Origin of the sequence: Pseudoalteromonas sp. BSi20480, assembly GCF_000241365.1 — a bacterium.
GTDB classification, from domain to species: domain Bacteria; phylum Pseudomonadota; class Gammaproteobacteria; order Enterobacterales; family Alteromonadaceae; genus Pseudoalteromonas; species Pseudoalteromonas marina.
In genome coordinates, this window is record NZ_BADX01000166.1 from 63,682 (window position 1) to 82,912 (window position 19,231).

Genomic DNA, 19,231 nt, shown 5'->3' on the forward strand with positions numbered 1-19,231 from the left:
CTTTTGCCGGTTTTTTTACTTAAAAGTTTTTGGACTACATAATTTCTAAATCTGGATAAAACTTTTTAAGCATGGCTGCTATTTTTTTAGGTGTAAACGGTTTTACGATAAACCCTTTAGCGCCTTTATCTATGGCATCTTTTACATTTTCAACAGCTGAATGCGCAGACACCATAATTACATTAGTTTCTGGACTCATCACGTTGATTTGTGCAATTAATTCTTTTCCGTCTCCATCCGGTAACTCAATATCCAAAAAAATCATACTGTATTTTGCTGCTTGGCATTCACTAATACACTGTGAGGCAGTAGATGCTTCCTTTACATTGTCTATCCCTAGATGCATGAGCGTTTGGCTCAAAAAACTACGCACCGTGCTAACGTCATCCACTATTAAAATTGATAGCTGCGTGTCCATCTTCATTCCTCATAGGCTATAAGCTAACTTTACGTTATTATAATAATTAGCTTAGTATATAAATTTACTATTTGAATTATAAAGACCTATGTAAAAAAGGCCAGATCTGCTTTATGTCAAAAACACCAAAAAAACAATCCTTGCTAGGTAAAACACCGGCAAGAAAAAATACAACACAAAAAAATAAAACTCGGGCAACTTCTCAAAGGCAGGCACAAACTAAACAACACACTATTGATACAGAGTTAAATAGCCAAAACCCTAAACCTAAAAAAGGGCTGTTAATAACGCTCGCTATTATTGCAGTTATCATTATAGCTTTTCCAAAACCAACTTTACTCACCTATAAAAAATTAGGGATGGTTAGCAAAAGTATTTATTGGCCTGGTGTATTTGGATACGGTGCAACGCTTGTTGACTCGCATTTACATCCTAAGTTTGACGATAAGCGTAAATCTCTCTATTTATGTAGTGATTTACAGAATCCTCAGAGCTGCCAAAAGTATCAAGTTATTGCTGACGACGGTCTCATTTCAGCGATTAAAAGCTACTTTTAGCATTAATAAAACTAATCTGAAAAATGTAAAATTACTTGGTTGAAAGGTGCGCAAAAGATCACCATAATGGCGCTCCTTTTTTCAACAACTGAACTATTGAAACGACCATGCTAAATGAGCTAGATTGGCTTTTAAACACGATACTACTTGCACTAGGTTTAGGTGCATTCTTTATTAACCACATAACATTACTGCGCGTAGCCGCCATAAGTGCATGTGGCCTGTTATTTTTATCATTTAGCTTAGATCTTATGTCGTCGAGTGTTATTTCAAATATGAGTTTAGTATTGATCAATACATTTTATCTGTTTAAGGTTTATACATTTGGGCAACTTAATGTAACTCAGAGCTAACAATTTCCCCTAGAATATTTTATAGCCCAGCATTGCTGGGCTTTTTTATTGTATAAATCAAAATGGTTGGGTAATTAGGTGAACTAAGATAATATTGACCTCGTACTACATTATTTTGAGATTTCGGTATGTCCTTATCTGATTTTGATTTGTTTTTATCTTCTATGGAAGATGTGACCCCTATTAGCAGTGATACTATTAAACCGTTATCAAGCAGCCCTCATTCTTCACTTGCGCAACAACAAAAGCGACAAGCGGCCGAAAATACTCTATCAACAGATGAAAAATACTTAAGCACAGAGTCTGTAGAGCTTGTTGAACCATTTGCTATATTAAGCTTTAAAAAAGACGGAGTACAAGGCCCTGTATTTAAAAACTTACGTTTAGCAAAGTATCAAGTTGATGCGACCTTAGACCTTCATGGCCAGCTACTTAAAAATTGCACGCAATACGCTCTTTAATTTTATTAATGACTGTCAGCAGCAAAATGTTCGCGTGGTGCTTATTAGGCATGGTGTAGGAATTAAAAATAAAACTAAACCAGGAATACTAAAAAGTTTTGTAAATAAATGGCTACCTGAATTACCGGCGGTTTTGGCATATCATACTGCACAGAGGCATCATGGAGGGAGTGGTGCGACTTATGTTTTACTCAAAAAAAGTGCCGATAAAAAACACGAAAATAGAGAAATCCACAGCAAGCGCTAAACTTGCTGTGGTGCCATTCTATAAAATAGTTGGCTGATTAAACCAAGCAGATACGCCTAATATTATTATAGAAATTATAATTAAGCTTAATCTAGCACCACCCTGATTTGTTTTCATTTCACCCTCTTTATATTTTTATTGTTGAGAACATATACAACATTAATAAAAATTACATATGTTAACAAGCTGTTTCTTTAAATTTATCAATATCCTTTCGTTCTATCTATTCGATTATTTAAAGTAATACCTTGCTGCAAGCGTTCAACGTTTTCTGCTATTTGTGCTGCAACACTGTTTATATCTGATAATGCAGCACAATGCGGTGTAAGGGTTATTTTATCATGCTGCCAATAAGGGTGTTCTTTACTAAGGGGTTCGTGTTCAAACACGTCAATGACTGCAGCCCGAAGCGAATTCTCTTCTAAGGCTTTAAGTAAATCAGTCTCTATAACATGCTCTCCTCGTGCAACATTTATAATAACAGCATGATTAGGAAGCAAACTAATTGTACTTTTATTGATAATACCTTTTGTTTTATTGGTTAATGGCAACAGGCAGACTAGATAATCAATGTTGCTAAGCATATTTTGAAGCCCTTGTTCGCCATAAAATAAATTAACTGTATTACTGGTTTTATGTGTATGAGCCCAAGCATTTACAGTAAAGTTATTAGCAATAAGTCGTTTCGCACATGCTTTACCTAGCTCCCCAAATCCTAAAATACCTACATTGTTTTGTTGATAAGCCCTTTTGGGCTTCCATTGGTGCTGCATTTGCTTAATAAAGTATTCTTTTAATCGTAATTTTTGCGCTAAAACATGGGTAAGTACATATTCGGCCATGTCTTGTGCCAATTTTTCATCAACTATACGCACTATATCTACGTCATCACCAAGCAAATTTAAATCAATACTGTCTACACCCGCACCAAATGACGATACCGCTTTAAGGTTTGGCAACTTTGCCCACATATCATGCGGTGCTTTCCATGCTAATACAAAATCAATAGCTTCTAGATTATTGCAATCTGGCCACTGCTGTATTTTTGTAGAGGGTAATCGGGCTTGTAATTGCGCTATTAACTTTGTGTTATCTCGACCTGTAATTGCTACTAATACCGACATAGTTACTTCCAAATAAGTTTTTATAAAATCCATACTGACTAATCAACACTTCGCACCCTTTACACTTTAAAAGGTCACACAACTGCAAAATAACTGTCACACCCTTTTTTTACTCTACAGATATGGCAGTCGTGCTAAATTAAAAAGAGGCTTGTATGATCAGTGTTGATAAAGTAATTGCAGCAAACTTACCACAATTAGAAAGCTCACCAAAAGTAAAAAGCCTAGTAAAAAAGGGATTAGGCTATTTACTACATGAACAAGAGTTTGTGGCGTTTGCCGACACCTACCCTCATTTACAAGGGCAAGAATTTGTTGAACAAGTTCTCGATGAGCTTAACTTTGATACACGTTACAAGCCAAAGCAAATAGAGCATATTCCTAGCGAAGGTAAATTAATTATTGTTGCAAACCACCCTATAGGCTCTTTAGATGCGCTTGCATTAATTAAAGTGATCTCAAGCGTAAGAAAAGATTTAAAGGTTGTTGCTAACCGTATGCTTATGTCGGTGACTCCAATGCACGACTTACTTTTACCTGTAAATAACTTATCTGGCACAAGTAAAAAACAAGAGCTTTATAATATTCACCAGCATTTAAAAAATGAGGGGGTATTATTGATATTTCCCGCGGGTGAAGTATCACGGCTGAGCCCTACAGGTATCAAAGATTGTAAATGGAACAGCGGTTTTTTACGCATGGCAAAAAAAGCCAATTGCCCTATATTACCTATTTATATAAAAGCTAAAAACAGCCCATTATTTTATGGAACTTCAATAATTTACAAGCCCTTAGCAAGCTTGTTACTAGTAAAAGAAATGTTTAAACAACGCCAGAAATCGTTAGAGTTTGAAATTGGTGCGTCTATTCCTCCAGCGTCATACCTCATAGAAAATTTAAAAGATAAAGAGATTGTTAATTTAATACGAAAGCAACTGTATCTTCTAACAACTAAAAAAACCTTACCACTTAAAACACAAACTCCTATTGCTGTTCCTGAGTGTAGAAAAGAGCTTAAAAAAGCAATAGATGCGTGTCAGCTTCTGGGGGAAACACAAGATGGTATGCATATTCATTTATATCAATATACGGGTAGCTCACCTATTTTTAGAGAGCTAGGTAGGTTGAGAGAAATAGCTTTTAGAGCTGTAGGTGAAGGCAGTGGAAAACGCCGTGATATTGATAAGTACGATATGGACTATCAACACTTAGTTCTTTGGGACCCAACACAATTAGAGCTGGTAGGCGCGTATAGGCTAGCTTGCGCTAAAGAAATAATTGATAAACATGGCCGTAAAGGGCTGTATACCGACAGTTTATTTACTTATAGCACTGAAATGGGCCCCTACCTAGAGCAAGGAATTGAACTTGGTCGTAGCTTTGTTCAACCAAAATATTGGGGGCGTAAAAGCCTAGATTACCTATGGTACGGCATTGGCGCTTATGTTAAAAACTACCCACAATATCGTTATTTATTTGGCGCTGTTAGCGTGTCTAATACGTTACCTGACCCGGCAAAGGCCATGCTAGTGTATTACTATCAGCATTATTATAAAACCGATGAAGTACTTGCGACTCCAAACAATGAATTCAAACTAAGCGAACATGAACTCGCGCAGTGTGACATGATTTTTTGCAAAGACGATGTTAAAGAAGACTTTGTAGAACTAAAGCATGTACTTGCTAACATGGGTGCGCAAGTTCCCACTTTATTTAAACAATATACAGAGCTATGTAAGCCTGGTGGAGTAAAATTTTTAAGTTTTAGCGTAGATCCCGACTTTAACAATTGCATTGATGGTTTAGTATTGGTTGACTTGCAAAATGTTAAAGATAACAAAGCAAAGCGATACTTAAGCTAATTGAAGCGAGGTTACCCTCGCCACTATCTGGGTTTTATTTGAGAACTAACTCACATAACATTACCGTTCTATATAAATACGTGAAAGTAAGTCATAATAAATTGCTTCAACTTTTATTAAGTCATCAATAGATACGTGCTCATTAACCTGGTGAATTGTATGGTTTCTTAGCCCACATTCAATTACTTGAGTATGGCTGTTAGCAAAAAAACGACCGTCAGATGTGCCACCACTGGTACTTAGAACTGGGTAGTTTCCAGTTTGACTATGTATGGCTTGTTCAACACAAGTAATTAAACTCCACTCGCTCTTAGGTTGGGTATAGTAAGGTTCACATGGACGCTCCCAATTAATAGTTATGTAACGTGAAAATTCATCCAACGAATTGTTCAATATCGATTTTATTTTTTCACTGCTGTACCGATGGCTATAGCGAATATTAAATGTTATCTCGCAGTGACTAGGGACTAAATTATCGACCACATTGTCAATATTTATGCCTGTAACTTGCAGTGTTGTTTTTGAGCCTGCGTCATCTAAGTGCCACGCTTGTTCACTCAGTTTATTGACTATTTTGGCACTAATATGTGCGGCGTTAATGGTATTTTGAGGATAAGCTACATGACCTGCCCTGCCCTTTACCAGAATACGTGCTGAAAGTGCACCTCGTCGACCGTTTTTAATTGTATCGCCAACATGTGTCGAACTAGTTGGCTCGCCTACAATACATCCGTCTAAAACAACCCCATTTGAAGAAAGCTTATTGGCTATTTGCGCAGAGCCAAACTCAGCCTCGCCTTCTTCATCAGAGGTAATGAGCCAATAAAAAGTCCCTGCTTTTGATGATGTGCTATTTATTAATTTTTTTGTTGCAGTCAGCATAGCTGCCACACCTCCTTTCATATCAGCAGCACCTCTTCCGTAAATTACCCCATCAATTATTCTTCCATCAAACGGAGGGGTTAGCCAGTCACCATTATCTGCGGGAACCACATCAATGTGCCCTGAAAAAGCGACACACGGTCCCTCATTGAATTTAATATGCGCAATTAAGTTAGTGACACCACTACTCGTAAACTTTTCACAGCAAAAACCTAGCTCACATAACTGCTCAACCAGCCAATCTATTGCACCGGCTTGATTCGGCGTTACTGATTTAAATTGGATAAGCGTTTGTAATTTATTTATTAATTCGGCGTTTAACCTTTGAGATGTGACTGTTTGTTGTGAAACAACTAAAGACATTTTTTAATACCTTTATTACTAAGTAAGGCATTATTAAATAGTGAGAGTATGACTAAGAGATGTCAGCTTTTATACATTCTGATGATTATTCTTTACATAGATTGTCAATCATTGCTGTTACGAAACAGCGCCAAAATTAATCTAAATCAATAAAATACTTTTCAACGTTCAATCATTTTTGAAACTTTGATCTAGAACAGGTTTTTCATATTTGTTAAGCGTAATAATGGCGTCAATCAAAAAGTAGTTCTTGGAGAACAACATGAAAACCCAAATTAGCATTGCATTATTAACCTCTTTATTAGCACTCTCTCCAGCTGCACACGCTAACTTCAGCGTAAATCTGGGCGCTATTAACGTAAACCCAGATAACAGTGGCTCTGCAATTAACGAAGCCCCCTCATTAGGTCTAAAAGGTGATTCTAATACTCAGCTAGGTATTACGGTAGACTATGCATTTAATGACAATTGGGTATTAGAATTGATTGCTGCTACGCCATTCTCTCATGATGTAAATGGAACAGGCGGTTTGGCTGGTAATAAAATTGCTAACATTAAACACTTACCACCCTCGTTAGTGGCACAGTATCACTTTTTAGATACAAGCTATCAGCTTAGACCATTCATAGGTGTTGGTGTTAATTATACAACCTTTTTTGATGAACAGCCTTCGCAAGCTCTTAAAACAACCCTTGGTACAGACGATGTTAAAGTTGAGCTAGATGACTCTGTAGGGTTTTTAGTACAAGTAGGGGCTAATTATACAATGGATGATCACTGGGGACTTCATGCAATGGTTTCTATAATGGATATTGATACAGATGCAACCGTGTACGCTAACAATGCAAAAGCATTAACATCAACAGTTGAGCTTGACCCTGTAGTGGCAATGTTTGGTGTGAAGTATAGTTTTTAAAGTCTAAGTACAGTGTTATGTGTGTAAAAAAGGCGCTAAGCGCCTTTTTTTTTGTGCAACGAAAACAATAACTCGGCCTCAGCCCTGGGTAACTCACACTCGCGAATAACTTCTTCTAAATCTGCACCTAACTCAACCATTTTCACAGCACGGGAATAAATCTTAGCATCGGGATCATCGTATTTTTGAGCCGATTGCTGCTGCAGTAAATCTTGGTTTTGTTGCTCAACCTCTAGAACTCGCTTGCCGATACTGAGTAAACCGGTTCTTAATTCAGCGGCTTCGCTTCTTAAAATATGAACTTGTTCTGCACATTCTTTAAGCTTTTGATGTACATCAGCAACATCGCTGGTGTGTTTATTTTTAAATGCAATAATAAGCGTTAACGATATAAGACCTACCGCTAACGCGCTTACAGCAATACTAAGTAACAGCATAGTTTATCTGGTAAAGCTTATAAATCGCTTAACTCATCCCATTCGTCATCACTAAGTAGCTTATTTAAATCAACTAAAATAAGAAGCTCATTATCTCGATTACAGACACCTTGGATAAACTTAGCGCTTTCTTCAGTACCCACATTTGGCGCACTGTCAATCTCAGAGCTACGCAGGTATACAACTTCAGAAACGCTATCAGCTAAAATGCCTATAACTTGTTCTTCAGCTTCAATAATTAATATACGTGAGTTATCAGTTGCATCAGCTGCTGACAAACCGAATCGAGCACGTGTATCAATAACGGTTACTACATTACCACGTAAGTTAATAATGCCTATTACATAAGAAGGCGCACCAGGGACTGGTGCAATCTCGGTGTAACGCAGTATTTCTTGAACTTGCATTACATTAACACCGTAGGTTTCCTCTTCTAGTTTAAAAGTAACCCACTGTAATATTTCATCATTATTATCTGCATTTTTATTTTCTGACAGTAATTTCTCTTGGTTCATGCTGTTACCCCATAATGGTCATTACTACTGACGGCTATCTAAGCCCTCTTCTAATAACGTATTTAAATTGTCTACATCTATTAAAGCACACATTTTTTCTTTAATAACCCCGGCAAGCCATGGGCGCTTACTTTGATCTGTACGCCATTTTACATCTTCTTTTGTCAATGTAATGTTATTTATAAGCTTCTCAGCTAATAATCCCCATTGGCTATCTCCTAAAGTTATTAAATACTGATAATCAAGTGATGCCTCTAGTTTTTCATCGAACTTCTCTGGCATAACCCAGCGTGCTGTATCTACAACATTGAGCTTTTCATCACGATTAAGCATAACGCCTTTAAACCACTTTGGTTTACCAAACAGGTGATTCACTTCACCTAATTGATGTATACCGCCAAGAGCTTTAAGCGGGACTGCTAGCGTAAGTCCTGCAACTTCAAAGAACAATGCCTGAAATTCGCCGTCAAAGTAATCTGACTCACTGTTATTTGAAAGATTTAATTGTTTCTGTTTTGCTATTTTAAGGTCTGTACTCGTTGTCTCTTTTGGCGTTTCAATGACGTTAACTTTCGGTGTTGTAGCTTCTGCTTCTTTAACTTCATGCGTATCATCTAACGAAGATGATTCATGCTCAGCCACTACTTTAACTTTAGTAACTGGCTTCTGACTTTCATGAGTGGCTTCTTCGCTTGGCAAGTCACCCGGTATATTTTCTAAAAGTTTTGCTACGGGCTCTAAGTCACTGGCAAGCTCTTCTTCGCAAAGTAAGGCACCTAAGTACTGAGTCATTACTTTTTCATTAGCAAATAATTGCTTACTCATTCATTAACCTTGTTCAATTAAATAATCTAATAATGCTTTATAAGCAAATACACCACGAGAGCGAGGACAAAACTCTATGGGTACTTTTTGTGCTAAGCTTGCATCTCTTAGTTTTGTATCTACGGGAATAACACCTGGCCAAACTTTGTTACCGTAAGTTTTTTGTAACGTTTTGTAGGCTTCGAGTGATGCCTTCGTTCTTTTATCGTACATTGTAGGTATTATAGTATATTCGTAACTTTTCGCCTGTGAGCTCTGCATTAATTCCATTGTACGCATCATTCTATCTAAGCCTTTAAGCGCTAAAAACTCAGTTTGAACAGGGACTAAAATGCGCTCACTCGCAGCCAATGCATTAACCATCAAAACCCCTAAAACAGGGGGACAATCTAAAATAGCATAATCGTAATGTTCACTTATTTTGGCAAGTGTCTTTTTTAAAATTAACCCCATGCCTGTTTTATTGCCCATGCTTCTATCTAATGTAGCAATAGCCATAGTAGCAGGTAATATATCTAAATTTTCGAGGGTGGATGGGCATAATGCTTGAAGTATCTCCTCACTTTGCATACTAGTTCCACGAGCGAAAATATCGTAAACACTGACCTCTAAATCCTCAGAATCAATACCAAAGTAATATGTTAAAGACGCATGAGGATCGGTATCTATTAGTAGTACACGCTTACCCTGCAGTGCTAAAGTACCAGCAAGACTGACCGCAGTCGTTGTTTTACCAACGCCACCTTTTTGGTTGGCTACAGTCCAAATCTTCACATCACATCCTAGTTACTGTTCATTGCGAGTTGTAATACGAATTCCACCATGTGGTAAACGAATAATTTTTATTGTGTCATCGTCTGACGGTAATTCTACTTCTGGCTCAGGCGCTACTGCCTCAACTATCGGCTCTTCTGCTGATTTATTTTTCTCTTCTGGCAACCCATATTTAGATAACGCTATTACTACTTTTCTATTTTCAGCTCGGCCCTCATCTGTGTCGTTAGGTGCAAAGGGTGAATACTGTCCATACCCTTCAATAGCCATTCGGGCCGAATTTATGCCAAGTGCTTCAAGCTCAACAAGTATTGAAGTTGCGCGAGCGACAGAAAGCTCCCAGTTAGAGCGAAATATTTCATTTTTAATTGTTTCATCATCTGTATAACCACGCACCCGTATATAGTTATCCACTGGCGCGACAATATCTTTTACAATTTTAACAACTTGTTTTGCTCTAGAATGAGCAACTGCGCTACCACTTGAAAATAACATACCTGAACTCAGTTCTATTATGAGCCAATCTTGATGCAATTCTAGATTGGCTTCACCATCACGTATTTCATCAATAAGCGCTGACTGAAGTTTCGTTAATAAGCTATCAAGTGGTTTTCCTAAATATTTTTGCTGTATATTACTTGTCTCACTTTGGCCGTCTAACAACTCTGGGCCTTGCTCTTCCTTGTTGATACTTTCGCCATACAGCAATTCATCTTCAGGAGTAACCCTATCAGTAAGTATTCCAGTACCATCTACCCCCGTACCTTGCTGAGAATAAACACGAGCCGACTTGTCGAATACTTGCTCTAGGGAATCGGATAAAATTTGGAAGTTTTCTTCTTTGTTAATCGCAATCGCATACATTACAACAAAGAAGGCAAACATAATGGTCATATAATCCGCATAAGATACTAACCAGCGCTCTGTATGCTGGTTTTTATGGGCCGAGCGACCAAATCGTCGACGCATCATTTTTATGCGTCCACTAGGCTTGGCCGTTCAACACGATAAGCTTCTAACTTTAGCTCAATGTTCATTGGGCTTTGGCCATCGCTGATTGCAATTATCCCTTCTGCAAGCATTTCGTGGTAAAGCATCTTTTCTTCTACACGTTGCTTGAGCTTATGTGCCATTGGCAAAAATAATAAATTAGCTAACCCCACCCCATAAATCGTTGCAATAAAGGCTGTTGCAACTCCAGCACCAAGCAATTGTGGATCGGTAATAAAAGACATAGCCTGAATAAGTCCAAGAACAGCTCCTAAAATACCGATAGTAGGGCTATAACCGCCCATTGCTTCGTATACACGTGCAGCTTCAAGCAAACGCTCACGCTCCAACATTAAATCTATTTCAAGCGTATCACGTAGCCTCTGCTCTGAACCGCCATCAACAAGTAAACTCAGCCCTTTTGCTGCATATACATCTGAGTGAGTTAGGGCCTCATCCTCTAATGCCAAATATCCTTCTTGTCTCGCTTTATGAGACCAACGTTTAACTTGCTCAATTGCATCATCAATATTGTAACTGGGAGTCACAAATACCCAGTGACTCATTCTAAGCATTTTTTTAAAGGTACTAGTAGACGTTTGCAGCATTACAGCGCCTACTGTCCCACCTAGTACTATAATGAGCGCAGGGCCATTAAAAAGGGCGGCAATAACACCACCTTCTAAATGATAGCCAATTGCTATAGCACTTAGTGCAACAATTAAACCAAGTACAGAAAGCTTATCCACAACCAGTTTCGCTTTTTATCCGCGTTGCAATATCGTCAAGCGCTAAACTCTCACTTGAAAGCCCCGCATTAGCAACAGCTTGTGGCATACCATAAACAACACAGCTTTTTTCATCTTGTGCCCAAATAGTGGCGCCAGTTTGTTTTAACATTCTTGCGCCATCTCTACCATCAGCCCCCATGCCGGTTAAAATAATAGCTAAAACATCTCCCTGATAAGCTTTTGCAATACTTGCAAATGTAACGTCAACACTGGGCTTATAAGTGATTCGCTCGCTATTGTCTTCAAAAACGCGCAATGTTTTAGAACCACCTCGACCTTCAACCATCATTTGTTGCCCGCCAGGAGCCAAATAGGCAGTTCCAGGGTCAAGACGATCACCTTGCTGTGCTTCTTTTACTTTTATTTTGCACAATCCATTTAAACGAGCTGCAAATGCCGGTGTAAAAGCAGCAGGCATATGCTGGATAAGTAAAATGGGATGCGGAAAATTAGCGGGTAATTGCGTAAGCACATTTTGTAAAGCAACAGGACCACCAGTAGATGTACCGATAGCCACAAGCTTGTATTGCTTGCCACTTGCACGAGTTGGTACGTTGTTTTGTGTTTTTGTTAATGTCGATGCGGTTGTTGAACGCTGAAAACTTCTATCTGGTTGCCTGATTGAAGACCCAGTATTACTGGTTTTATCAGGCACAGAGCGTGCCGCTGGTTTCTGGTGTGTTATTGGCCTAAAGGCTCTAGGAATGCGCTTATTACCAATTTCTTTGACTTTAGCTTGAAGGAGCTTTATCGCATCTTCATTATTACGTGCAATATCTTCAAACTTTTTAGGTAAAAAATCCATCGCTCCAGCATCAAGCGCATCAAGTGTTGCTGTTGCGCCAGCACGGGTTAAAGAGGAAAACATTAATATTGGCGTGGGGTTACTTGCCATTATCTCTTTAACAGCACTGATACCATCAAGCACAGGCATTTCTACATCCATCGTGATCATATCAGGACGAAGCTGAGCCGTTTTTTCTACAGCCTCTCTGCCATTAATGGCAAAACCTATAACTTGTATGTCGCTGTCTTGTTCAAGGATTTCGCTTACTCTACGACGAAAAAAGCTCGAATCATCAACAACTAAAACTTTTACGGCCATTTAGCTCTCTTATTAAATTTATACGTAGGTACACATCTTGTGTGTACCTACTTTATGATTTAGCCAGCGTAGTGTTTTAACATATTTGGAACATCTAAAATTAGTGCAATTCCACCATCTGATGTAATAGTTGCGCCTGCCATACCTGGAGTACCTTGCAAAAGAGCATCAAGAGGTTTAATTACAACTTCTTCTTGACCTATTAAAGAATCAACTACAAAACCAACCTGCTGAGTACCTATTTGAACAATAACAACATGACCTTGCGCTTTGCGCTGAGTGCGATCTGCTCCTTTAACTAACCAATGCTCAAGATAAAATAGCGGTATCGCTTTCTTACGTACAATAATGGTTAATTGACCATCAACAACATTTGTTTTGGTTAGATCTAAATGGAATATTTCGCTTACACCTGCTAATGGTAATGCAAATGTTTGTTCGCCAACTACAACCATCAAGGTTGGTAATATCGCAAGTGTTAACGGTACTTTTATTTCTAAAATTGTACCAACACCTAGCTCTGACTGAATACTCACTGAGCCATTAAGTTGAGTGATTTTAGTTTTTACAACATCCATTCCCACACCACGGCCTGAGATGTCAGAGATCTCTTCTTTGGTCGAAAATCCTGGTGCAAATATTAAGTTGTAGGCTTCAGTATCCGATAAACGACTTGCTTGATCGTGATCTATTACCCCTTTACCAATCGCTATCTTTTTGAGCTTTTCTGCGTCCATACCCGCACCATCATCTTTGATGGTAAGCAAAATATGGTCTCCCTCTTGAGACGCTGAAAGTGTAACATTACCCGTCCGAGGTTTGCCTGCTGCTTCACGGTCAGCTGGCATTTCTATACCGTGATCCACTGAATTTCTAACTAAGTGAACTAGTGGGTCTGCAAGTGCCTCAACTAAGTTTTTGTCTAAATCGGTTTCTTCACCAACAAGCTGTAAACTAATATCTTTATTTAAGCTTCGTGCTAAGTCACGAACAACGCGAGGGAAGCGGCCAAATACCTTTTTAATTGGCTGCATTCGCGTTTGCATTACTGCGCCTTGGATATCAGCCGTCACAACATCTAAGTTAGAAATGGCTTTGCCCATTGCTTCACTTTCTGAGTTAGTGGCTAAACTTACCAATCTGTTACGAACAAGTACAAGCTCACCCACCATATTCATTATTTGGTCTAGGCGTTTTGTGTCAACTCGGACTGTTGTTTCTGCTTGCGGAGGAGCTGGCTTTTTCACAGCTGCAGGCGCTGGAGCTGCTTTTTCTGCAGGCTTTTGCACTGGTTTTGGCGCAGCGGCTTTTACAGGTTCAGGCTTTTTAACAGGCTCACTTACCTTAGCCACAGGTTTAGCAGCGGGCTTCGGCTCTGAAGCTGCAGGGCTCTCTATTGATTTAGGGGCACCTGATCCATGAAGTTCGTCAAGCAATGCTTCAAACTCATCATCGCTAATTTCATCATCGCTAGAATCACTTGCAGGTGAACGTGTTGAAGGCGTTGCAGAACTTTCTGCAGAATTATTAGTTGCTGTTTGCTCTTTTACAGGCTCACTGGCCGCAACAGCACCAAAGCTTCCAACGCCATGAAGTTCATCAAGTAAGTTGTCAAACTCATCATCTGTAATGTCTCCACTGACATCACTACTACTGGACGCGCTTTCAGCTACTGGGCTTTGACCTTTTCCATGTAATTCGTCTAGTAAGTTTTCAAATTCATCTTCTGTTATTTCGTCAATCTGAGTTTCATCATCGCTTTGTTCAACTGTTCCACCGCTAAATAGCTCGTCAAATGCAAACGGATCTTCTTCATCAGTTCCTGAGGCTTCCTCGGCAACTGGGGCATCAATAACCTCGGCTTGAGGTTCTTCAGTTGAATCAACGGGTGAGTCACCAGCAAGCTCTTCTTCTGTTGGAGGTAAACCTAGTTTATGAAGGGTTTCAAGAAGTTCGGGATCGGCGGGTTCTGGTTTGTCACGATTTTGAATGGTGGCAAACATCTCGTTAATCGTATCGAGAGCTTGTAAAATTACGTCCATCAATTCCGAATTAACCGTTCGTACGCCTTGTCTAAGCAGGTCGAAGACATTCTCTGCGCCATGACATGCGTCAACGAGCTCGGTCATAGCTAAAAACCCAGCACCACCTTTTACAGTGTGAAACCCTCTAAATATGGCATTGAGTAATTCGGTGTCCTCTGGATTGTTTTCCAGCTCAACTAACTGTTCAGATAAAAGCTCTAGGATTTCTCCTGCCTCTACAAGAAAGTCTTGTAAAATATCTTCATCGACTTCAAACATGCAGTTACTCTCCTCTTAGAAGCCCAAACTTGATAAAAGATCATCGACTTCATCTTGATCAGATACAACATCATTACGTGATTCTTTATCAATAATAGGGCCTTCTGGACCTGCTAAAGTTTGTTCGTCTAATGGTTCATTTGTTTTTTGTTGTTCTATTTTTTCGGCTTTGCTTTCGCTTTGATCAGCGAAGGCTGTCAAAAGATGAATTAAGCTTTCTTCAACTTCTCTAACAAGCTCAATAACTCGGCGAATAACTTGGCCGGTTAAATCTTGATAGTCTTGTGCCATAAGTACATTAGTCATCAAACTTTGCAGCTCATCGGTTTTATGATGAGAATTGTTCATAAACTTATCAATGCTGTGGCATAACGATTTAAACTCCCCTAACTCAATCTCTCGATTCATTAGGCGATCCCATGTCGGTTTGATATGAGATATTTCGTCTGCCAACTGTTGAGCAATTGGTAGGCTAGCCTCAACAGCATCCATTGTTTTATTCGCGGCATTTTCTGTCATTTCTATAACATAATTGAGCCGTTTTTTTGCATCTGGAATAGCATCGGTAGTTAAGTCAGATAAGCGAGTGTCTAGCTCAAAGCTTTTTAAAGCTTCATGCAATTGACGGGTTAACTTTCCAACCTCAGCAAATATTTCAGATTGCTCCTTAGAAGCGGTATCTAAAATTAACTGATTGGCTTTGTCTTGCTCACCGTTTTCTAGAAAAACAACGAGCTGACGAGCTTGTTCTAAAGTTATTTGAGGCGCAGCAAGTGCTGACATAAGCCTCTCCCCCTATCATTAGCCTAAACGTTCAAATACTTTTTCTAATTTAGTTTTGAGTGTTCCAGCAGTAAATGGCTTAACGATATAACCATTCACACCTGCCTGAGCTGCCGCTATAATTTGTTCTTTTTTAGCTTCAGCCGTTACCATCAATACTGGAATGTGTTTAAGCTTATCATCCGCACGTATTGCTCTAAGTAGGTCTATACCCTGCATTCCTGGCATATTCCAATCGGTAACAACAAAATCAAATACTTGATTTTGTAGCATTGGCAAAGCGGTTGACCCATCGTCTGCTTCTTGAACATTAGTGAAACCTAAGTCACGCAACAGATTTTTAATAATACGTCTCATTGTTGAAAAATCGTCAACAACCAGAATTTTCATGTTTTTATCCAAAACATCCCCCAGTGAGGTCTTAACCTTGTTTACTTACTACTAATTTATCCAGTCATTGATTTTAGCTTTAAGCTTAATCATCGCCTGACCATGTATTTGACTTACACGCGATTCACTTACATCGAGTATATGCCCTATTTCTTTTAAATTCATTTCATCGTTATAGTACAAAGACAGCACCATTGCATCACGTTCTGGTAAAGATTTTATTGCACCTAATAAAGACTCGTTAAACCGCTCATTTTTAACATTATTAAACGGTTTGTCTAGCGCTAAATCTTGGCCCACTGGACTGATGGCATCTTCATCAACACCAAGGTCTTCAATACCGAGTACTTTACTTGCATTTACATCGTTTAAGATATGATGGTACTCATTTAACGAAATTTCAAGTTTTTCAGCAACTTCTATATCTGTCGGCTCACGGTTTAAGCTTTTTTCTAAAAATGCAATTGTTTCGGCCACCAAACGGCTTTTACGATGCACTGAACGGGGTGCCCAATCGCCACGTCGCATCTCGTCAAGCATTGCCCCACGAATACGAATCCCCGCAAAAGTTTCAAAGCTAGCCCCTTTGGTTGCATCAAAACTTTTAGATGCTTCAATCAGACCTATCATTCCTGATTGTATTAAATCGTCCAGCTGCACGCTGGCTGGTAAACGCGCTATAAGATGACATGCCACTTTTTTGACAAGTGATGCATGTTTTTCAACAATCACATTTAAATTTTGTGCTGATTGATATCCCATAACTTTATTCACCAATGTTGTCATAATTAGCCGTTTACTAGTTTCTCTATGAAAAACTCCAGATGACCTGATGGTTGATTAGGTATTGGCCATTTAACTGCTTTTGTTGCTAACGCTTGAAACGCAAGTGCCGCCGGCGAATTAGGAAAAAGCTCTACAATAACTTTTTGGCGACGCGTTGCTTTGCGCATATTTTCGTCGTAGGGAACCGTTGCGACCAGGTCCATTGATACATCTAAAAAACGATCGGTCACTTTGGAAAGTTTAGCAAATAACTCTTGCCCTTCACGCATACTACGGACCATATTTGCAACAATTTTAAATTTGTATACACCATGCTCGCGACTCAACACTTTAATGAGCGCATAAGCATCTGTAATCGATGTGGGCTCGTCGCATACAACAACCATGACGTCTTGTGCCGCGCGAGAAAAACTCAGCACCATGTCTGAAATACCTGCGGCTGTATCGACAATTAAAATATCAAATTCTGTATTTAATTCACTAAAAGCCCGTATAAGTCCCGCGTGCTCTGAAGGCGACAATTCAACCATACTTTGAGAGCCTGACGTTGCGGGTACAATCTTTATACCTGCGGGGCCTTCAACTAAAATTTCATCAAGTTCACATTCACCAGATAAAACATGTGATAAGTTACGTTCAACACGTAGTCCTAGCATAACGTCACAGTTTGCTAAGCCTAAATCGGCATCAAGAACCAACACTCTGTTACCTTGCTGGCCTAATGCAATTGCAGTATTCAGAGAAACATTTGTTTTTCCTACTCCACCTTTACCGCCAGTGACAGCGATAACTTTTACGCCGTTGTTATTGTTTTGACTCATTTTGCGCAGGCCACTTGCTTGATCTAATACTGTGTTAATCATACATCCCTACTGTGCTTGGCGCCACTGCTTGGTGCCTTGAATGTTGTGCTTTTGCTCTTTTTAAATAGAGTTGCTCAGCCTTTTTAACTAGTTTTTCAGCATTTGCAACTCGAATATCTTCTGGTACTCGTTGACCGTTAGTAAGATACCCTATTGGAAGGCGATTTTGAATCGCTATACTAATAATCTCACCTAAACTTAAAGATTCATCTAATTTGGTGAATATACAACCACTTAACTGCACTTTTTTAAAGTGCCTAACGGTTTCTTGCAACACATGTATTTGCGATGTTGCGCTGAGCACTAAATAACTGCGAATATCAACACGCTGATTACGCATTAGCGTATTAAGTTGCTCTGTTAAGCGCAAGTCGCGTTGGCTCATACCCGCAGTATCAATTAATACTAGTCGTTTATTTCGTAAATGATATAAAACTTCAGCTAATTCATTAGCATCTTTAACTTGCTTTACACCACAACCTATAATTCGGCCATAAGTGGCGAGTTGCTCATAAGCACCAATTCTGTATGTGTCTGTTGTGATTAAAGCAACTTTGTCTGCACCGTATTTTTGTGCGCCAAGCGCAGCTAATTTAGCAACGGTTGTTGTTTTGCCAACACCCGTTGGGCCGACTAAGGCGTATACACCGCCTTGACGTAAAATCTCGTTGTTGGTTGTCTGCATCTGATCTTCAACCATTGTTAAAAGTGCTTTCCAACCTTGCTGGCGAGATACATCGTCAGGTACGAAGCACGCCATTTGCTCAGCAACATCTTTATCTATTCCCATACCGACTAAGCGATCAATCATGCATGCACGAGTAGGATCGCGTCTTGCCATGTCTTGTTGCATAAGCCCTGACACTTGATGTTCTAACAATTGACGAATGGCATTCATTTCGTCACGCATTGACGAAATTTGCTCACTTTCAGTATGCTTAGTTTCTTGGCGAGGTGTCACTGGACTGTCAAGATCATCAAAACCACTTTCTAAATCATCAAATCCAAGGCTGTCTGCTTGTGTTTGCGGACGCGCTGAAGCTTGACGTTCATTAGTGAACATAGGACGAGGACGCTGCTCTTGAACTGGCTCTTGGTAGTTGTCTGTAGTATCAATACCTGATTGAGAAAACATAGAAGCCAATTCTGCAGAACGAGGGCGTGGGGCTTGACGCTCTAATAATGCCTGAAGACTATCGGCTACTTTCGCTTGTGGCTCTGGTTTAGCGCGAAGAGGCTCTGGTTTTACAAAATTATGCACTGGCTGTGTTTTTGTTGAGCTTTGTGCTGGAGCGCTAACTGCCTGCTCTTTTTTAGGGGCTGCTTTGTCATAATCTACTGCTGCTACAATTTCTACACCGTTAGCTAGCTTTTTATTTGACATAATAACCGCATCAACACCTAATTCGTCTTTAACTTCTTTAAGTACTGTGCGCATATCTTTAGCAAAAAAACGTTTAATTTTCATGATTCAACCCCTTTAAAA

The 19,231-nt window shown here is 39.3% G+C and carries 20 protein-coding genes and 1 pseudogene; 5 read left to right on the forward strand and 16 right to left on the reverse strand.

Annotated elements, in window-relative coordinates:
• Positions 1–34: 34 nt before the first annotated feature.
• The gene (locus P20480_RS18770) at positions 35–418 is read right to left on the reverse strand and encodes a response regulator (RefSeq protein WP_033025859.1); all 384 of its coding nucleotides are present in this window, start codon (positions 416–418) and stop codon (positions 35–37) included.
• A 113-nt stretch (positions 419–531) separates the two neighbouring features.
• Here P20480_RS18770 and P20480_RS01955 point away from each other — a divergent pair, with 113 nt between their 5' ends.
• The 3 genes and pseudogenes from P20480_RS01955 to smrA all read left to right on the forward strand — a co-directional run bounded on the left by P20480_RS01955 (position 532) and on the right by smrA (position 2,036).
• On the forward strand, positions 532–975 hold the full coding sequence (locus tag P20480_RS01955) for a hypothetical protein (RefSeq protein WP_006792772.1): 444 nt from the start codon (positions 532–534) through the stop codon (positions 973–975).
• A gap of 107 nt (positions 976–1,082) precedes the next feature.
• Complete coding sequence (locus P20480_RS01950; protein ID WP_006792771.1) at positions 1,083–1,328, forward strand: hypothetical protein; 246 nt, start codon at positions 1,083–1,085, stop codon at positions 1,326–1,328.
• 128 nt (positions 1,329–1,456) lie between these two features.
• A pseudogene (smrA, locus tag P20480_RS18775) lies at positions 1,457–2,036 on the forward strand (DNA endonuclease SmrA).
• A 203-nt stretch (positions 2,037–2,239) separates the two neighbouring features.
• Here the strand turns inward: smrA and P20480_RS01945 are convergent.
• Complete coding sequence (locus P20480_RS01945) at positions 2,240–3,160, reverse strand: 2-hydroxyacid dehydrogenase (protein ID WP_008132577.1); 921 nt, start codon at positions 3,158–3,160, stop codon at positions 2,240–2,242.
• 155 nt (positions 3,161–3,315) lie between these two features.
• Between P20480_RS01945 and olsF the strand changes: the two genes are divergently transcribed.
• Positions 3,316–5,022, forward strand: coding sequence for a bifunctional ornithine lipid synthase OlsF (gene olsF, locus P20480_RS01940; RefSeq protein ID WP_008132578.1), 1,707 nt, complete (start codon positions 3,316–3,318; stop codon positions 5,020–5,022).
• A gap of 60 nt (positions 5,023–5,082) precedes the next feature.
• On the opposite strand, the gene dapE is transcribed toward olsF, so the two are convergent.
• On the reverse strand, positions 5,083–6,267 hold the full coding sequence (gene dapE, locus P20480_RS01935; protein WP_008132579.1) for a succinyl-diaminopimelate desuccinylase: 1,185 nt from the start codon (positions 6,265–6,267) through the stop codon (positions 5,083–5,085).
• 262 nt (positions 6,268–6,529) lie between these two features.
• Here dapE and P20480_RS01930 point away from each other — a divergent pair, with 262 nt between their 5' ends.
• Entirely contained in the window at positions 6,530–7,183 is a 654-nt protein-coding gene (locus P20480_RS01930; protein ID WP_008132583.1) for an OmpW/AlkL family protein, read from the forward strand.
• Positions 7,184–7,218: 35 nt separating this feature from the next.
• On the opposite strand, the gene P20480_RS01925 is transcribed toward P20480_RS01930, so the two are convergent.
• Genes P20480_RS01925 through flhF form a run of 13 tightly spaced genes read right to left on the reverse strand, consistent with a single transcriptional unit; the run spans position 7,219 to position 19,213 of the window.
• Positions 7,219–7,620: a DUF2802 domain-containing protein gene (locus P20480_RS01925; RefSeq protein WP_008132584.1), complete on the reverse strand. Its 402-nt coding sequence runs from the start codon at positions 7,618–7,620 to the stop codon at positions 7,219–7,221.
• 17 nt (positions 7,621–7,637) lie between these two features.
• Complete coding sequence (locus P20480_RS01920) at positions 7,638–8,135, reverse strand: chemotaxis protein CheW (protein ID WP_006792763.1); 498 nt, start codon at positions 8,133–8,135, stop codon at positions 7,638–7,640.
• 24 nt (positions 8,136–8,159) lie between these two features.
• Positions 8,160–8,960 carry a chemotaxis protein CheW gene (locus P20480_RS01915; RefSeq protein WP_008132585.1) on the reverse strand — a complete coding sequence of 267 codons (801 nt, stop codon included), beginning with the start codon at positions 8,958–8,960 and terminating at the stop codon, positions 8,160–8,162.
• A gap of 3 nt (positions 8,961–8,963) precedes the next feature.
• Positions 8,964–9,734, reverse strand: a complete 771-nt coding sequence (locus tag P20480_RS01910; protein WP_008132586.1) for a ParA family protein — start codon at positions 9,732–9,734, stop codon at positions 8,964–8,966.
• Between the two features lie 12 nt (positions 9,735–9,746).
• Positions 9,747–10,706, reverse strand: coding sequence for a flagellar motor protein MotB (locus P20480_RS01905; protein WP_008132588.1), 960 nt, complete (start codon positions 10,704–10,706; stop codon positions 9,747–9,749).
• Between the two features lie 2 nt (positions 10,707–10,708).
• Positions 10,709–11,473, reverse strand: a complete 765-nt coding sequence (locus P20480_RS01900) for a flagellar motor protein (protein WP_006792759.1) — start codon at positions 11,471–11,473, stop codon at positions 10,709–10,711.
• On the reverse strand, positions 11,466–12,620 hold the full coding sequence (locus P20480_RS01895) for a protein-glutamate methylesterase/protein-glutamine glutaminase (RefSeq protein WP_008132590.1): 1,155 nt from the start codon (positions 12,618–12,620) through the stop codon (positions 11,466–11,468). The genes P20480_RS01900 and P20480_RS01895 overlap by 8 nt, the downstream gene beginning before the upstream one ends.
• 59 nt (positions 12,621–12,679) lie before the next feature.
• Positions 12,680–14,923: a chemotaxis protein CheA gene (locus P20480_RS01890; RefSeq protein ID WP_008132594.1), complete on the reverse strand. Its 2,244-nt coding sequence runs from the start codon at positions 14,921–14,923 to the stop codon at positions 12,680–12,682.
• 15 nt (positions 14,924–14,938) lie between these two features.
• Positions 14,939–15,706, reverse strand: a complete 768-nt coding sequence (locus P20480_RS01885) for a protein phosphatase CheZ (RefSeq protein ID WP_006792756.1) — start codon at positions 15,704–15,706, stop codon at positions 14,939–14,941.
• A gap of 18 nt (positions 15,707–15,724) precedes the next feature.
• Complete coding sequence (gene cheY, locus P20480_RS01880; RefSeq protein WP_008132609.1) at positions 15,725–16,108, reverse strand: chemotaxis response regulator CheY; 384 nt, start codon at positions 16,106–16,108, stop codon at positions 15,725–15,727.
• A gap of 39 nt (positions 16,109–16,147) precedes the next feature.
• Entirely contained in the window at positions 16,148–16,858 is a 711-nt protein-coding gene (locus P20480_RS01875) for an RNA polymerase sigma factor FliA (RefSeq protein ID WP_008132612.1), read from the reverse strand.
• 26 nt (positions 16,859–16,884) lie between these two features.
• Positions 16,885–17,745, reverse strand: coding sequence for a MinD/ParA family ATP-binding protein (locus tag P20480_RS01870; protein ID WP_006792753.1), 861 nt, complete (start codon positions 17,743–17,745; stop codon positions 16,885–16,887).
• Complete coding sequence (gene flhF, locus P20480_RS01865) at positions 17,738–19,213, reverse strand: flagellar biosynthesis GTPase FlhF (protein WP_008132615.1); 1,476 nt, start codon at positions 19,211–19,213, stop codon at positions 17,738–17,740. The genes P20480_RS01870 and flhF overlap by 8 nt, the downstream gene beginning before the upstream one ends.
• Positions 19,214–19,231 lie beyond the last annotated feature (18 nt).

Bases quoted from the DNA above. Each gene is read 5' to 3' on its own strand.
- P20480_RS18770 (WP_033025859.1), bottom strand. From the start codon at position 418: ATGGACACGCAGCTATCAATTTTAATAGTGGATGACGTTAGCACGGTG.
- P20480_RS01955 (WP_006792772.1), top strand. From the start codon at position 532: ATGTCAAAAACACCAAAAAAACAATCCTTGCTAGGTAAAACACCGGCA.
- P20480_RS01950 (WP_006792771.1), top strand. From the start codon at position 1,083: ATGCTAAATGAGCTAGATTGGCTTTTAAACACGATACTACTTGCACTA.
- P20480_RS01945 (WP_008132577.1), bottom strand. From the start codon at position 3,160: ATGTCGGTATTAGTAGCAATTACAGGTCGAGATAACACAAAGTTAATA.
- olsF (WP_008132578.1), top strand. From the start codon at position 3,316: ATGATCAGTGTTGATAAAGTAATTGCAGCAAACTTACCACAATTAGAA.
- dapE (WP_008132579.1), bottom strand. From the start codon at position 6,267: ATGTCTTTAGTTGTTTCACAACAAACAGTCACATCTCAAAGGTTAAAC.
- P20480_RS01930 (WP_008132583.1), top strand. From the start codon at position 6,530: ATGAAAACCCAAATTAGCATTGCATTATTAACCTCTTTATTAGCACTC.
- P20480_RS01925 (WP_008132584.1), bottom strand. From the start codon at position 7,620: ATGCTGTTACTTAGTATTGCTGTAAGCGCGTTAGCGGTAGGTCTTATA.
- P20480_RS01920 (WP_006792763.1), bottom strand. From the start codon at position 8,135: ATGAACCAAGAGAAATTACTGTCAGAAAATAAAAATGCAGATAATAAT.
- P20480_RS01915 (WP_008132585.1), bottom strand. From the start codon at position 8,960: ATGAGTAAGCAATTATTTGCTAATGAAAAAGTAATGACTCAGTACTTA.
- P20480_RS01905 (WP_008132588.1), bottom strand. From the start codon at position 10,706: ATGATGCGTCGACGATTTGGTCGCTCGGCCCATAAAAACCAGCATACA.
- P20480_RS01895 (WP_008132590.1), bottom strand. From the start codon at position 12,620: ATGGCCGTAAAAGTTTTAGTTGTTGATGATTCGAGCTTTTTTCGTCGT.
- P20480_RS01890 (WP_008132594.1), bottom strand. From the start codon at position 14,923: ATGTTTGAAGTCGATGAAGATATTTTACAAGACTTTCTTGTAGAGGCA.
- P20480_RS01885 (WP_006792756.1), bottom strand. From the start codon at position 15,706: ATGTCAGCACTTGCTGCGCCTCAAATAACTTTAGAACAAGCTCGTCAG.
- P20480_RS01875 (WP_008132612.1), bottom strand. From the start codon at position 16,858: ATGGGATATCAATCAGCACAAAATTTAAATGTGATTGTTGAAAAACAT.
- P20480_RS01870 (WP_006792753.1), bottom strand. From the start codon at position 17,745: ATGATTAACACAGTATTAGATCAAGCAAGTGGCCTGCGCAAAATGAGT.
- flhF (WP_008132615.1), bottom strand. From the start codon at position 19,213: ATGAAAATTAAACGTTTTTTTGCTAAAGATATGCGCACAGTACTTAAA.